The organism is Spirulina sp. LEGE 11439, assembly GCF_059821285.1.
In genome coordinates, this window is the sequence record NZ_JCAMRX010000037.1 from 1 (window position 1) to 15,635 (window position 15,635).

Consider the following 15,635-nt stretch of genomic DNA (forward strand, 5'->3'; position numbering starts at 1 on the left):
TCTCAACCGCGCATTTACTAAGGTAGCCACTTTTTCTCCACTTGTCAACCCTTTTTGGGAATTTTTTCTGAATCTTTTTTCGGATTTCTCTGCATCCCTTATTGGATAGGCTTTTTCGGGTTTGGAAAAAACAAGACATTAAAAAATGACATTGGAATGCTAGGAATCCAATGTCATTTTTTTGAGGCAGGACTGACGAGGTAATGCTCTAGGGGGCTAAAGCATTACCTCGAAGCAGGCTTCCTAGGGTTTTAGCGGTAATCTTCATTTGGATGAGAGGATTGGCTGGGACGACAGTTTTATAGAGATAGCTGTCGAAGGTTAGACGTTGTACGTCTCGATCCGCACACATTTCGACGAAGGCTTCTCGGGTTGCATCGGTTTGGTAAAAGACTCGTTGCAAGAGATCGAGGACGAAATAGGTCATGCCATATTTTTTGTCCCATTGTTTGAGATATTGTTTGAGGTCGTTCTCTGTGGGGACACGTTGACCGTTGTTGCTGGTGGCGACAATGGTTTCGGCACACATTCGCGCGGATTTAGCAGCGAAGTAGATTCCCTCTCCGGATGATTTGGTTACGGTTCCGGCTGCATCGCCAACGAGGGCTACTCGGCCAACTACTCGCCTCGGTCTGGGATGTTCGGGAATGGGATGAGCCTCTACTTTGATGATTTGTCCTCCTTCCAGTTTACGAGCTGCTCGGGTACGAATTCCTTTTTGCAGGTCTTTAATGATGGCTTTATTGACCTTCATTGTTCCTGTTCCCACGGCTACGTGGTCGTATTTAGGGAAAACCCATGCGTAGAAGTCTGGAGAGACATCGTTTCCGACGTACATTTCGGCAAGGTCTTCATAATAGTTCATTTGACCTTCAGGAAGCCGGATTCTTTCTTGGAAGGCGATCGCATAGTTATAGTCCCCAGCATCGATCGCTTTGGCAATGCGAGAGTTGGCTCCATCTGCACCAACAACAACGTCAACCTGTAAGGTTTTCATCACCCCACTGGTGCTGCCATCGGAATGGTCGGCATAATGCAGGGTATAAGGTTTGCTTTGACTTTGAGGGATATCAAGTTTGTATACCGTTCCATTAATTAAATGAGCGCCTAATTCAACGGCACGATTTCGCATGAAGCCATCGAGGATTTCCCGACGACACATCCCAATATATTCTTCTTCTTTATTGATATTGATATCCACCTCAACATTAGAGGGTGAAATCATTTTCATTTTTCTTACCTGACGATCTATGATTTCTGGAGGAAGATCGAATTCATCCACCATACATAATGGAATTGCTCCACCGCAGGGCTTAGCATTATCTAGTTTGCGCTCGAATAAATAGGTTTCGATTCCAGCTTTGACTAATGTTTCGGCGGCTGATGACCCCGCAGGTCCTCCTCCGACTACAGCAACCCTTAATCCCACGACGTTTCTCCTTGTTTCTCAATTTATTGGTTTGCATACTAGCATGAAGAATTCCAGAGAGTTTGGACTCTCTCGAGCTTTACAGAATTTTGCAATAGACCTTAACAGCTTTCGTAATATCTTTTAATGTTTTAGGTCTTATTTTGTGCTTCTAAAATATTTCTGTTTGAGGATGATATCGATCGCATTTCTCGATAAATTTACCGATCCAGACTGCGATCGCGACTCGAAAAGTTAAGAAACATCCAAGCCTTCCCCAGATCAGAACAATTGCGTTACGATCCGAGGATAGATGTCCCCATAATCCTTGGAGATAAAAAAGACGAAATCTATATAAATTCTGAATGACACAGCAAAACCCCAACATCAATCCATCCCCGCTTTTCGTTGTATCTACGCCTTCAGAAGATTCAAGCCTTGCTCTTGCGCGTACCATTGCCGAAGCAGCCGACGATCGCAAAGCTGAAGAAATTCTTTTGCTCGGGGTAACAGAAATTTCTTACCTTACCGATTATTTCATCATTGCGACGGGTTTTTCTCGCGCTCAAGTTCGTGCGATTTGCAACTCAATTGAAAATGCGGTTGAGGAACAATACGAACGTCTTCCCGATCGCATTGAGGGCAAAACCGAAGGAAGTTGGATCGTTCTCGACTATGGCGATGCGATCGCTCATATCTTACTGCCAGAAGAACGAGAATACTATAATCTAGAAGCGTTTTGGGGTCATGCCGAACGCATTGATTATCAGTTCGATCGCGCAGTCGGAGAATAGACAGGAGAATCAATGAATAATGCCCAAATCTTCGGCTTCCTTTTGTCCTGTCCCGGAAGAACAACAACCTCTTAATGAATACGAACAATTAAAAGAGTCATGGTTATTTAATTGGGCGATACAAACTCCATTCAAATACATCCGCAAGTTAATCTGGGTTGGAGGATTGGGCAGTTTAATTTCCGTTCCCATTGCTGCAACGAGTTTTCCTCCCAGTAAACATCCCTTTTACTTTATTCTTGCTTCTGCGGGAGGAGCTTTGATTTTTGTCGTTCTTCTCCTTTTTCGCCTTTATTCGGGCTGGTCTTATATCTGCGATCGCCTCGATCGAGAAACTGTTACTTATGAGGAGTCGGGTTGGTACGATGGACAAACTTGGGAAAAACCCGCAGAAGTTCTCCAACGAGATCGGCTTGTGGTCACCTACCAAGTGAAACCAGTTCTCCATCGTCTAAAAAAGACCTTAGCAATTTTGGCAGCTTTTGTCGCCCTTGGTAGTGTAACGTGGATAATCGTCTGAAAAAAATATTATGACTCGAGGAATGCGAAATCACTCGCCAGAACTAGAAGTTCAACTTTTAAGAGAAGGGATTGTCGAATCCATCCATCGTATTACAGCAGTGGTCAGTGACGATCGCGGGCGCATCTTGGCTCTGGCTGGAAGTGTCGAGACCAGTACATTTATTCGTTCTGCACTCAAACCCTTTCAAGCGATCGCGGCGATTTCAACAGGAGCGATGGAGCATTACAATCTCAATGATAAAGATTTGGCGATTATGTGTGGCTCTCATCAAGGGAGTGTCGAACACGCCCGACAAGTTTTTAATATTCTCTGGCGCTGCGATATCGAAGCTGATGCCCTACAATGTCCAACTCCCAAAGGAAAAGAGAGTCGGCTTCAGCATAACTGTTCGGGCAAACACGCCGGAATGCTAGCAGTTTCTCAACAACGTCATTTTCCTTTAGATAATTATCTTCATCGTTCTCATCCGATCCAAAAACTAATTATTAGTAAAGTGGGAGAAATGTTAGGAATGCCCGGTGATGAATTTATTCGCGCCCGAGATGACTGCGGTGCCCCGACTTACTCGATGCAGATGGGACAAATGGCTTCTCTCTACGCCAAATTAGCTTCTGGGTCTAATCTGGATTTAGAACGAATTGTGCGGGCTATGACCTATCATCCCCGCATGGTAGCAGGAGAAGGTGCATTTGATACAGAATTGATGCGGTTGACCGAAGGGGAATTAGTAAGTAAGTCTGGCGCAGAAGGAATACAATGCGTGGGACGAGTGGGAGAAGGAATGGGACTGGCGTTAAAAGCTCGAGATGGCGCAAAACGAGCAAAATATGCAGCCGCTATTAACCTTTTATTACAATTAGGCTGGTTAACTCCTTCTGTCGCCGAGAGTTTGGCAGAGCAATTCCTCAAAATCGATGATTATAAGCGTTTAGAAGTTGTAGGAGAATTGTCAATGATCTAATCAGCGAACAATAATCAATTTTTGCGTACCAATTTTATATTTTTCAACTGCTTTTTCATTCCTTTGGCAGCTAATGCGTAACCTCCATCTGCACCATCCATAAAACCAACGTGATAGCCTTCTCCTGAAGCAACCAAGCAAGTCATTAAAGCGCGATCGGAAATATGTAAACCATAGACTAGATTGCCAAGTTGATATTGCTTTTCAAGATAACTTCTCAAATTTTCGATTTGTTCTGGAGTTGCTGAAATTATCATCCGCAAAGTATCATCAAATTTACGGTAATCAGCATCTGCAACTGTTTGTTCTTTTGCTTTTTTAAAGTCATTCGTTCCAATTTTGATATTAAAGTTAATCAAGACAAGAAATAATAAATTAATTGCTCTCAGTTGTAAAAGCTGTAGTTGGCGAATAAACCAATTTTTGGATTCTGCTTTAACTTTGGCAACGGAATATAAATTTTTGCCATTCAATGCGATCGCTAGATTATCTGCAGCAATGGGTTGAAAATTATCATTAAAGAGCCTTTGATTGTATTCAGCAAAATTATAATAGATTTGATTATTATCTTCTGTAGTTTTCCCAGTTGCTTTCACTAACAAACTAACAATCTTACCTTCAGAAGATTTAATATCTTGCCAAGGACAAACTAAACCAGAAAAATCAGCGTTTATATCGGTTTCTTCCTTTTCTGGTTGGAAAAGATATTGAGAACCGAGCATAGGATCTTTAATTAACGTTTCCGCATAGTCTAAGCCACCGCCAGAAAACATCGCTTGCTCGTATTTCTGAGAAAATCTAACTTTAGCAACTTGAACGGAAAAGCCCGCTTTTGTCACTAGAGAAGTGGGAATACTTCCTATTCGTAAATTTAAATTAAATTCTTCTTCGGCTAATTTTTTTGTAGCCAATAAACTTTTTCTTGCTTGAGATAAAAGAGATGCTGGAATCACAATCGAAGCTCCATCACCACCAAAAATAAAAGGGATTTTACGCTTTTCTGCGAGATTTAAAATCGCAATAATTGAACAAGCTCCAATAATATTAACATCTTTATAATGTCCTGATTCTATTGCTTGTGTAGAACTAATAACATCAGTCACTAAAATATGCCAATCATTAGGAATAGAAACAAAACAATCTTCGTGAGTAATAATCTGACAAAAATTGGTCGTTGCTGGCAAATCGCAATAAAAATTTTCGGTAGACATAATCAGAAATAGACTAAGAAGATAGCGATCGAATAATCGTCTATAACGCTTTACTCTCTCAAGCTGCCACTTTCAGGAAATTAATCGCTTGATAGGCAGGTAAAGGCTTAGCAAACAGATATCCTTGCACTAACTCGCATCCCAAGCGCCTCAGTTCTGCCAATTGGAGATGAGTTTCTACTCCTTCAGCAATAACATTGAGTTTGAGGTGATGTGCTAAGGTAATAATCGTTTTAATAATCGCGAGGTTTTCTTCATCTGTGAGGAGACTTGTTACAAAAGATTTATCAATTTTGAGCGTACTTAAAGGCAAACAATGCAAGCGACTTAAAGAAGAATATCCCGTTCCAAAATCATCAATACTCAGTTGAATCCCCCATATTTGTAATTGTTTCAGGCTGGCAATTGCACTTTCTTCATTACGCATAATTGCACTTTCGGTAATTTCCAGATGGAGCGAGCAAGGATCGATACCCGTAATTTCTAAAAGATGTTGAATGCAGGAGGAAAAATTCGGATTTGCGAGTTGTTTGCCGGATAAATTGACACTCACCCAATAAGAGGAATTAAGCTGCTGTTGCCATTGTTTGAGTTGTTGACAGGCAAGCAACAAGACTTTCCTACCTAACGCTACAATTAAATCGCTTTCTTCGGCAATGGGAATAAATTGAGCGGGATTCATCAATCCTCGGGTGGGATGATGCCAGCGTACCAAGGCTTCAAATCCGGCGATCGCTCCTGTTTCCAAAGAAACGATCGGTTGATAGTACAATTGCAGTTCATTGCGCTCGATCCCTCGTCGTAAATCGGCTTCAATCGCTAACTTTTCCAAACAGCGATCGCGCATGGCTGGCTCGAAAATAATCGATCGCGCTTTTCCTTCTGCTTTAGCTTGATACATGGCAATATCTGCATCTCGGAGAATTTCATCGCTGTTTTTATAACCAATAGAACTGGGTGCAATACCAATACTGGCAGTAGTCAACATTTCTTGCTTGGCAAAGAAAATAGGCTGTTCGAGAAGAGAATGAATCGCTCGGGAAGTATGTTTGATTTCATCCCAATTATCCAAATCCTTTAAAAGAATCGCAAATTCATCGCCACCGAAGCGAGCGACAGTATGAGGAGAGCAAATGCAACTTTGCAGACGAGAAGCAATTTCACATAAGAGTAAATCTCCTGCATGATGCCCCAAACTATCGTTAATCGCCTTGAAGCGATCTAAATCTAAAAAGAGAACGGCGAAGCGAATATCGGGGTTTTGCTTGGAACGGGCGAGAATGCCATAGAGTTCTTTGAGAAAGTAGGTCCGATTGGGTAAATTCGTCAAAGAATCGTGAAAAACGGCTCGGCGCAATTCTTCTTCTGCCAGTTTGCGAGCGGTGACATCTCGTTGAATGCCCAAATAGTGAGTGATTTCGCCGCGATCGCTACAAATGGGTTCGATATGCCACTCATTGTAAAATTCCGTGCCATCTTTGCGATAGTTGATGGTTTCTCCATAAAACACTTCTCCTGCTTCGAGGGTTTCTCGCATTCGTCGCAATAATCCGCGATCGGTTTTCGCTCCTTGGAGAAAGCGAGGCGATCTCCCGATAACATCTTCAGAGGTGTAACCTGTCAATTTTGTAAAAGCTGGATTCACAAAAACAATTTTGGGATGCGGTGCGTCGAGAACGGTAGTGGTAATAATAATGGAATCTTCTGCATGGTAAACTGCTGCTGCTAATAGCCGTAGCATGTTTGTTTCTTCTTCGGCATTGAGGGCGATCGGATTATGTTGCATCCAGTTTTCATACATGGGTTATTTTTCGAATAGAATTAAAATCTTTAGATTTTCTTTATATTTTAGCGGATATGCTGCCAGAATTTCCTTTTTTTTGTCTAAGTGAGAATGTTTCTTGTTTTTTTGATGATGCTCAAATAATTTTGACTGCGTTTGCTTTGTTTTAGGGATGCGGTGCGATCGCTGCAAATTCTCAAAGGATTCCTAGAAACTTTACTGGTTTTTCTGATTTGTACAAAACTATGTTTTTATTCAATATCCATTAACCGATGTCCTCGCCAACGCAGTAGAACAGAGGCTTGTGCTTTTCGTAACATAAATAGATCCACTTCTTTGCGTAATGCTGTTAATTCTAATTGTTCTTCATTGGCTAATTCTTCTTCACGATCGCGTTCCAATAAGTCATTATACCGAACTATCTTTTCTGGCTTTCTCTGAGAGCGAGCAATGTTCCGTAGTTTATCATCATCTAAACGATCTAAGGACGCTACATCTGCTTGAAATTCTTCAGGAACATCTATCCAGTCTGGAGGACTGCCAATTTCTAGGGCGCGTAAAATGATATCATTAAAAGGTTTTTGCATTCCTTCTGCCATTAGTACCAGTCGTTGATAGCTGCGATCGGGTATAGCAATAGTGATTGTTTTTGTCATGAAGGTTAGATTTAGAACCAACTCATTAAATTATGTTCTTTATTTTAGTCCTCTTGGTAACTTTACCAATCCCAACAGGCAAAAAAATTTAATTCTCTACTAGCTGTAAATGTACTTCCCATTGCTAAAGCGCTTTGCCAACTATCAATTTTAACGATCGCTTCTAATTCGTATTTTCTTGAACATAAGCCAAATAAGTTTGATATTCGATCGCTTTTTCTCTTGCCGTTTCGTATTGAGGATGATTTTCACTCACCGTATCCATGAGTTCGATTGCCCGAGTCCAATCTTTTTCTGCTTGACTCCACTCATCGGGAAAACGAGCAATTTGTGTGGAATTTACGGCGGCGATCGCCTGATTGATCGCCGCCCGAAATACCCCATCGGGATTCTGAGCTTGTTGGGTGGCATATTCGAGATAGCCCTGATATTCGATTACTTTCTTTTGGGCTACGGTGTAATAGTCATCATTCACAGGAACAACTCGCATCAGAGCGATCGCTTGCTGCCAATTTTGGCTCACGCGATCCCATTCTTCCGGAATTGCTGCAATTTGGGTTAACTCTGCCGCACTCATAGCATAGTTAACAGCGATCCGAAAAGCCTCTTTTTTAGGCACGCCAAGAGTTTCCTCAGAAGCGATCGCCCGTCCCGAAGGTGGGTTATTTGCTTCTGTCCCTCGCGAGAACGGATTCTCTTGCGTCCCGAAGCCAAAAAATGCTCCGATCGACCAGCCTCCGAGGGCGAGGGGAATCAGAGCCAGAAGGGCGGCTTCTCGAAGTCTCAAAGGCTTGTAACCGTGCCACGATTTAGCTGTTTTAATATTCACAGGTTCGGTGAGTTCTTCCGACTCGGCGGCGATTGCCTCAAAACTCACTGAATCTGAAACCTCGATCGCTTCTTCTTTAAGTTCCTCTATTTTAGGAGTAGACTCTTCTCGTGAAGGAATAATAATTTCGGGCAGATCGCAATCCGGCGAAAAATTCAACGAGGCAGACTCTTGTGCGATCTTTGCTTCTAACCACGCCTCAAATCGTTGAGCTAAAAGGCGTTGACGCAAAGCAGTATCAAATTTGGTGGGAATATAACGTTCCAAACGCGCGATCGCCACCCATTTTTCCACTCGAAACGGTGGGGAAATTTGTCCGGGTTGGGAAATCTGCAACATTTGAGCGAGTTTGGGATGGAGGTTTTGCAGTTCGATGGGTCCCACTAAGCCATGACTGTGAGCCTCTGGACCTTGGGAATATTGTCCGGCTAGCTCCCCAAAAGCAGCCTCCTCCTCTTGCAGGCGAAAATAGAGTTCCTGAATGACCTCTAATTCTTCGCTTTGAATGATGGAGAAAAGAACGCGATCGTATTTTTCCTTATTGCTGAGAAATTCTGCTTCGACTTGCGCTCCCCATTGTGCCTCTTTAAACTTTTCTAGCTTCAGTTGTCGCGCTGCAACTCGGGGGAGTTGTTGCCGAGAAATGTTGCGATTTTGAGGGTTTTGGGCAAACTGGCGACAAAACTTTTCTAATTCTTCTCGCGTGTGGGTAATCGACGCGATCGCCTGTTCGAGAATGACTTCGCGCAGGAGATGGGGGAGAATTTGGGGGGAAGTGAGTAAGGAAATGATTTGTTCGGCATCCAGTTGGCGATCGCCGACCTGTAGAACTGCACTCATAGCTAGAATTGATTTGGAGGCTCTGGGGTTCTACGGTAATTGTATGTCAGGTTTTCCGTTTTGGTAACAGAGAATTGGCCAAGGGGAAATCGGGGCAACATTTCCCGATCGCCCATTGACTTAATTCGATTTATAGGGCGGGATCAACACCCAACACAAGATCGGCGATAAAATCGCACAAGATCCGGCAATAATCGCGATCGCTAACAAACTGTGAATCATTTCTGCATTCATCATTTTTTCCTCCGCTTGCAAATGGGCGTATATTGAACGCAATTTCGCCCTCATTTCGAGCTTAACCAAAATATTTACGCTTCGTGTATTTTGTTACAGAAATTAAACTACTTTTATGAATTCTTGAAAATATGACAAAGTTATTGTTGAGTAATTTGCCTTGAATGTATTATGTTGGCGGTCGTTTACCTTTAAATGCTTCTAGTTATGTCGTGCGTCAAGCTGATGAAGAAATCTATCGGGCATTGATAGAGGGTGAGTTGTGTTATTTGCTCAATTGTCGTCAGATGGGCAAATCCAGTTTGCGCGTCAGAGCCAGCAAGCGTTTAATGGATGAAGGGATTGCTTGCGGTGCGGTAGATCTGTCGGGAATTGGCGGAGATCGCGTGACTCCTCAACAATGGTACGCCGAAATCCTTCGCGCCCTCACCCGTAGTTTTCGACTGCAAAAACAGATCGATCTCCACCGTTGGTTGGAAGAGCGTTTATCGCGATCGCCGATCGCCAGTTTAAGCGAATTTCTTAAGGAACATCTCCTCAGTTTAACCCAACGCCCGACGGTTATTTTTATTGATGAAATCGATATTACTCTCAGTCTTCCCTTTAATACCGATGACTTTTTTTCCTTGCTTCGTTCTTGTTATGAGTTAGAAGGACTGGCCTTTGTTTTGTTGGGAGTAACAACACCTGGAGATCTCATTGCCGAGAAAACTCGCACGCCGTTTAATATCGGTCGCGCCATTCAACTGCATGGGTTTCAACCCCACGAGGCACAACCCTTAATCACGGGTTTGCGCGATCGCGTCGAACAGCCGGAAAACGCTTTACAAGAAATATTGGCTTGGACGGGAGGACAACCTTTTTTAACCCAAAAAACCTGTTATCTCCTGCAAGAAGCATCGGCAGAGTTGGGAAAATTAAGCGATGGTGCGATTCCTCAACTAATAGAATCTCATTTAATCAATAGTTGGATGGCTCAAGACGAACCTCCTCACTTGCGAACGATCCGCGATCGCTTACTGAGAGACGATCGCCAAGCCGGAAGATTGTTAGGCATCTATCAGCAAATCGTGCGCCAAGGAGCAATAACCGCCGATGACTCCCCCGAACAAATCGAATTGCAACTATCCGGATTAGTGGTCAAAAAAGACGGACAATTGCAAGTATACAATCGCATTTACGAGCGAGTTTTCGATCGCCTTTGGATCGAGAAGCAACTCAATAACTTACGTCCTTATGCGGCAATGTTCTCGACTTGGATGAGCGGCGATCGTCAAGATACCTCTCAACTTTTGCGAGGTCGGATGCTAGAAGAGGCGCTAACTTGGTCGCGGGATAAAAGTTTGAGCAATTTGGACTATCAATTTTTAACTGCTTCCCAAGAATTAAACCAACAAGAAATGCAGACGCGATTGGAACTCGAACGAAGTCGGGAAATCGAGGCGCGACTGGTTCAAGAACAAAAAACCACTCGCATGCAAAGAATATTACTTGGGGTAGCGAGTGCAGCATTAGTAGCAATTTCAGGGTTGGGAATCTCTGCATTGTGGCAATATCGCCAAGCTGTTATTAGTGAAGTCAAAGCGATCGCACAATCTTCTGAAGCCCTCTTTGCCACCGACCGACAATTAGAAGCCCTCGTGACGGCGATCGAGGCGCAACAACGGTTACAACAATTGGGATGGGGAAATCCTACCGCCAAAATTCGCGTCGAAGATGCTTTGCGACAAGCTGTTTATGGCATTGTTGAATCCAATCGCCTTTCAGGACACGAGGATATCGTGTACGGAGTTGCCTTCAGTCCAGACGGCGAGATTATAGCCTCCGCCAGTCGAGACAAAACCGTTCGACTTTGGAATCGGGATGGAAGAGCGATCGCAACCCTCAACGGTCATCAGGATTTCGTACTTAATGTTGCTTTTAGTCCAGACAGTCAAACGATCGCTTCCGCCAGTCAAGATGGTACGGCAAAACTCTGGGATCGCGAGGGAACTTTATTGCAAACTCTAAAGGGACATGAATCCATTGTTCGTGATGTTGCCTTTGCGCCGGATGGTCAAACGATTGCTTCCGCAGGTCAAGATAGTGCCGTCAAACTCTGGCGACTGGATGGTAAGCTACAGGCGACACTTGCGGGACATCAAAATGGTGTAGAAACCTTGGCCTTCAGTCCTAACGGAGAGATATTGGCTTCCGGGGACGGAGAAGGAAATATTTGGCTTTGGACTCCAGAAGGAAAAGAAATTGCTCGTTTTCAGGGGCATCATTCTTATATTCGAACGATCGCCTTCAGTCCAGACAGTCAAAAGATTGTCTCGGTCAGTCCGGGAAATTCGCTGAAAGTTTGGGCATTGGATGGTACGTTACTCGCATCAATGGAGGAAAGTGGAGGGGGCATCTTTGCTGCGAAATTTAGTCCGGATGGCAAAGCGATCGCTTCGGTCAGTGCGAACGGAACTCTCACATTATGGACTCCTGATGGCGATCTGTTGACAAAAATCGAGAACAATGAAGGCTGGCTCTCGTCAGTTGCTTTCAGTCCCGATGGTCAAACTATTGCTGCAGCCAGTCGAGATCGAACTGTGAAGCTCTGGCAACCCGAGAGGCGCTTGCTAAGGACTCTCAAAGGGCATCAAAAGGCCATTACTAGGATGGCGATCGCGTCGAATGGTCAAAGGTTTACCACAACAAGTCTAGATGGAACCGTGAAAGTATGGAGTCGAGAAGGAACTTTACTGCATACTTTAGCTGGCGATCGCTTTTTTCCCAGCAGTATCAATATTAGTCCGGATAGTCAGCTGCTGGTTTCTGGCGGCAAAGATGGTCGGATTAAACTCTGGGATCGAGAGGGTCACTTATTAAAAACTTTTTCTGCTCATGGCAGTATAATTCGCTCCATTGTTTTTGCTCCAGACGGCGAGAAGTTTGCTTCAGCAAGTTGGGACGGGACTCTGAAATTATGGCGATCGGATGGTCAATTGCTCCAGAGTTTCTCAAGCGATCGAGTTGGCGTGACAAGTCTTGCCTTTAATCCTGACGGCACTCTCCTTGTTGCGGCGCATCGAGACGGTACGATGAAGCAATGGCAATTAGATGGGACTCTGTTGCAAGCTTTCCAAGCTCATCGCAGTGAAATTTATGAAGTCATATTTGCTCCCGCAGGAAAGACTTTCATTTCTGCCTCTGGAGATGGCACTGCTAAACTCTGGCAACTCGATGGAACGTTGCTGGCAACGATGGAACATCAAGGTAGGGTGAATAGTATTGCCTTTAGCCCCGATGGAGAGACAATTGCCTCGGCTGATGAAGATGGTAGTGTTAAGCTCTGGCAATTGGATGGAACGTTACGAATTGCTATGGAGGGACACGAGGATGCCGTGCAAAAGGTAGCATTTACTCCCGATGGTCAATATCTTCTTTCTGCTGGTACCGATCGCGCTGTCATTCTCTGGGAATTAAAACGGGTTCTTGATATAGATACGCTACTCGATTTTAGCTGCGATTGGTTGCGGGATTATCTGCGGACGAATCCAGAAGTAGAAGAACGCCATCGCCATGTTTGCGATCGCTAAAAAAAGGGACGCTACAACGAACGTCCCGACCAATAGATAGACAGTATGAAAAATTAATTATTTGCGTTTTGAGATAGAACGCACACCCAATAAACCAAGAGTCAGAAGACTCAAAGCCGTAGCGGGTTCGGGAATATCTTGTTCGGTAATGGCTGTAGTGCTTAATTCTACAAAATCGATCGCGAGATAAGGTTCTTTAGGTGCAACTAATTCTGCACTTAAAAAACCATCATAGCCATTACCATTATTGACAAAGATATCATCGAAGGTTAAATCAATAAAAGCCGATTGAATTAAACCATCATAACCGCGACTGTTATTTTGCTTGGTGAGGGATTTGGTAAATGTCGAACCATCAGCGCGAGTGAATTTTACTTCAGCTGGAGTAACATCGTAGTCTCCAAACACTAAGTTGAAAAAGAACGGTGCATCTTCCTTAACAGTATCCGCAGAAAAATCGAATACGAATAGACGTTCGGGAATTTTGTTGGCTTTTTCATAGCCTAATTCGACCAATTCATTCATTTTTGAGGTATAGCTAGTGGACAAAGAAATATCTGTTAAAACAGAGCCACTACTTCCTTTATCTGTAAAGCCGCGTCCGGTTAGATAGTTATTTCCGAGTTCGTTGTTGCGATTATCAAAATCATCCTTACTGTAAGTAGCAATCCTTTCTTTACGTTCTTTTCCTTGTGCGACAGTACTACCAAGATTGGGCAGGAATTCTCCAGATTCTAAAATTCCATTGCCGTTGGTATCGGCACTAACACCACTTGCGGATTTTAAGCCCGCAGGAGAAAATCCAAACCCATCAATGTCACCAATTCTAATTGTTTTAAAAGCAGCTGCTTCAGCAGCAGAAGACGATGCAAAAATCAAAGCGATCGCGGTGAATGTGGTTCCAATAGCAGTGCGAGAAAGTTGTTTAGGCACGGTAGTAACTCTAATTTTTTTAACCTACGCCATTATGCTAATTCGATCTAATTGAATGTCGCAATTTATTTGGGGCAACTTTATAAAAACAAGACTATTTACCTGATTTTTCCAGCAATTTGTTTATCGCATCTTCAAAAAACATATTTACTTTCTTGGCAATAAATAGATATTGCGTGCTAATACTTAAGCCAAATCAATTAAGTCAAATTCTCAAAATATCTTTAACTTTAAACTCTCGCTTTTTACCCACGATCGCAATAATTTTCTAGGAAACTAAACCACGCGATCGCGGAAATACTGACGATAGAGTTCACAACTCGGGAAGACGGCATCGCCTTGGATCGGTGCTAATCCCATACTATTGAGCTTGAATCTCAAAATCGGTTCTAATTCTATGGGTTCGGCGGAGGAGAGAACGCGATCGTAGGCGACGGCTAAATCGCGATGTTCTTGTAAATTGGCAAGGTGTTGGTGCAGGAGGGCACGATAGATGCCGCTATCGGTGGCTGCGGTTTGTATCAGTTCGGGCCAGATAATGTCCCCGATCGCGAGATGATAGAAAGCTAAGCGAACCAGATAGGGATGACCCCCGAGCAAGCTCATTAATTCCTCGAACTGTTGGGGGGAAAGGTGCAAACTGTGACGTTTTGCCAATATTTCCACCTGCGATCGCGAAAAAGTCTGTAATTCGCTGGCAACGCCGACATTAAAGGGCGATCGATTGGTTTCGAGAGGAAGGTAAACTTCAGTAGAATGAACGATAATTAAGCGTAAGGATTGCCAGCATTCGTTTCCCATTTCCCCATAGGTTGCTTCTTCATACCAAGAGCGCAATAAGCTAAAGAATTCTGCGGCGATATGGGGGTGAGAAAAAATTGCATCCAGCCAGTCTAGGGCTAAAACTAAGGGCTTATCGGTATTGGCCAATATATATTCTTCAAAATAAGCAGTACAGTTGCTCTTGCTGCCGTAAATTTCGCTCCAACACTCATCCACCGGGAAGGGTAATTTCAGTTTGCGGGCGATCGCGGCACAAAACCATTGCAGAAAGCGATCTAAGTCGTCAAACAATTGACTATCTGCTTGTCTGAGGTTAATTGATACCGTCTGATAGCCCTGTTGTTGGGCATGGGCAAGGATTCTTAGCATCAAGGATGTTTTGCCCATTTGTCTCGGTGCTTTGAGGCGAATCAGGCTTCCCGGTTGCGCGATCGCCGCTTTAGTTTGCGCTTCGAGGGGAGAACGTTCGATATAAAGAGGAGAGTTGAGGGGGACGGGGCGATTGGGAAATTCGAGAGGTTGGACGGGGACGAGTTTGCGATCGCCAAGGGATTGTTGTTCTTGCGAGTTGAGCGATCGTCGTTCTAAGATAACGCGCAGGGTCTTTTTGCTAATCGGAGTATCAAAAAATTTTGAGAGGAATGGCCACAAGCGAAAAGCCACTTTTTTTAAATAATCCTCGCCGTAGTGTAAGGTCGCAGCCATTTCCGCATAGGTTTGTCCCTCCCACGTTTGACGCAGCACGAGTTCTTGTAAAGTCGTCAATTCGTACTGTTTGGATTGGGTACGAATAAGATGGATAATTTCATCAACAGTCATGGAATGGATAATCTGTTCGCAGTTCAGGAGAGCTATTAATCTATTTTATCGAAGGCTAGAGAATATAAAAGTCACGCTTGCCTCTTGATAGAAAAACAATAATATGTATTGCAATTAGAGATTACTCGCTATCAATAGTTTGCAGAGGGAAAAAGGAGGCGATCGCGATGATTGTTCGGAAATGTTTCCTAATGCGATCGCTTTGGCCACCCTTTTTTACGATCGCGAGAGAAAAAAGTGACCTTTTCCCTCCGAAAACGCTACTTGCTCAATTCCCTAAAGGTAACTT

General features: G+C 43.6%; 11 protein-coding genes. 4 read left to right on the top strand and 7 right to left on the bottom strand.

Annotation, left to right across the window (positions count from 1 at the left end):
- Nucleotides 1-208 precede the first annotated feature (208 nt).
- Nucleotides 209-1,429 (bottom strand): geranylgeranyl reductase, encoded by a 1,221-nt coding sequence (gene chlP, locus AC6RV6_RS20815; protein ID WP_500242796.1) that lies wholly within the window; start codon nucleotides 1,427-1,429, stop codon nucleotides 209-211.
- A 344-nt stretch (nucleotides 1,430-1,773) separates the two neighbouring features.
- Between chlP and rsfS the strand changes: the two genes are divergently transcribed.
- Genes rsfS through AC6RV6_RS20830 form a run of 3 tightly spaced genes read left to right on the top strand, consistent with a single transcriptional unit; the run spans nucleotide 1,774 to nucleotide 3,686 of the window.
- On the top strand, nucleotides 1,774-2,202 hold the full coding sequence (gene rsfS, locus AC6RV6_RS20820) for a ribosome silencing factor (RefSeq protein ID WP_500242797.1): 429 nt from the start codon (nucleotides 1,774-1,776) through the stop codon (nucleotides 2,200-2,202).
- A 19-nt stretch (nucleotides 2,203-2,221) separates the two neighbouring features.
- Nucleotides 2,222-2,722, top strand: a complete 501-nt coding sequence (locus AC6RV6_RS20825; protein ID WP_500242798.1) for a CGLD27 family protein — start codon at nucleotides 2,222-2,224, stop codon at nucleotides 2,720-2,722.
- A 10-nt stretch (nucleotides 2,723-2,732) separates the two neighbouring features.
- Nucleotides 2,733-3,686, top strand: coding sequence for an asparaginase (locus tag AC6RV6_RS20830; protein ID WP_500242799.1), 954 nt, complete (start codon nucleotides 2,733-2,735; stop codon nucleotides 3,684-3,686).
- A gap of 14 nt (nucleotides 3,687-3,700) precedes the next feature.
- Here AC6RV6_RS20830 and AC6RV6_RS20835 read toward each other — a convergent pair whose 3' ends face one another.
- The 4 genes from AC6RV6_RS20835 to AC6RV6_RS20850 form a co-directional block, all read right to left on the bottom strand.
- Nucleotides 3,701-4,897: a DUF3095 domain-containing protein gene (locus tag AC6RV6_RS20835; RefSeq protein ID WP_500242800.1), complete on the bottom strand. Its 1,197-nt coding sequence runs from the start codon at nucleotides 4,895-4,897 to the stop codon at nucleotides 3,701-3,703.
- Nucleotides 4,898-4,955: 58 nt separating this feature from the next.
- Nucleotides 4,956-6,698, bottom strand: a complete 1,743-nt coding sequence (locus AC6RV6_RS20840; protein ID WP_500242801.1) for a putative bifunctional diguanylate cyclase/phosphodiesterase — start codon at nucleotides 6,696-6,698, stop codon at nucleotides 4,956-4,958.
- A gap of 233 nt (nucleotides 6,699-6,931) precedes the next feature.
- Nucleotides 6,932-7,336 (bottom strand): hypothetical protein, encoded by a 405-nt coding sequence (locus AC6RV6_RS20845; RefSeq protein WP_500242802.1) that lies wholly within the window; start codon nucleotides 7,334-7,336, stop codon nucleotides 6,932-6,934.
- Between the two features lie 163 nt (nucleotides 7,337-7,499).
- The gene (locus tag AC6RV6_RS20850; protein ID WP_500242803.1) at nucleotides 7,500-9,005 is read right to left on the bottom strand and encodes a peptidylprolyl isomerase; all 1,506 of its coding nucleotides are present in this window, start codon (nucleotides 9,003-9,005) and stop codon (nucleotides 7,500-7,502) included.
- Nucleotides 9,006-9,403: 398 nt separating this feature from the next.
- Here AC6RV6_RS20850 and AC6RV6_RS20855 point away from each other — a divergent pair, with 398 nt between their 5' ends.
- Complete coding sequence (locus AC6RV6_RS20855; protein WP_500242804.1) at nucleotides 9,404-12,811, top strand: WD40 domain-containing protein; 3,408 nt, start codon at nucleotides 9,404-9,406, stop codon at nucleotides 12,809-12,811.
- A 57-nt stretch (nucleotides 12,812-12,868) separates the two neighbouring features.
- Here AC6RV6_RS20855 and AC6RV6_RS20860 read toward each other — a convergent pair whose 3' ends face one another.
- Entirely contained in the window at nucleotides 12,869-13,744 is an 876-nt protein-coding gene (locus AC6RV6_RS20860; RefSeq protein WP_500242805.1) for a PEP-CTERM sorting domain-containing protein, read from the bottom strand.
- A 276-nt stretch (nucleotides 13,745-14,020) separates the two neighbouring features.
- On the bottom strand, nucleotides 14,021-15,346 hold the full coding sequence (locus AC6RV6_RS20865; protein ID WP_500242806.1) for an AAA-like domain-containing protein: 1,326 nt from the start codon (nucleotides 15,344-15,346) through the stop codon (nucleotides 14,021-14,023).
- Nucleotides 15,347-15,635 lie beyond the last annotated feature (289 nt).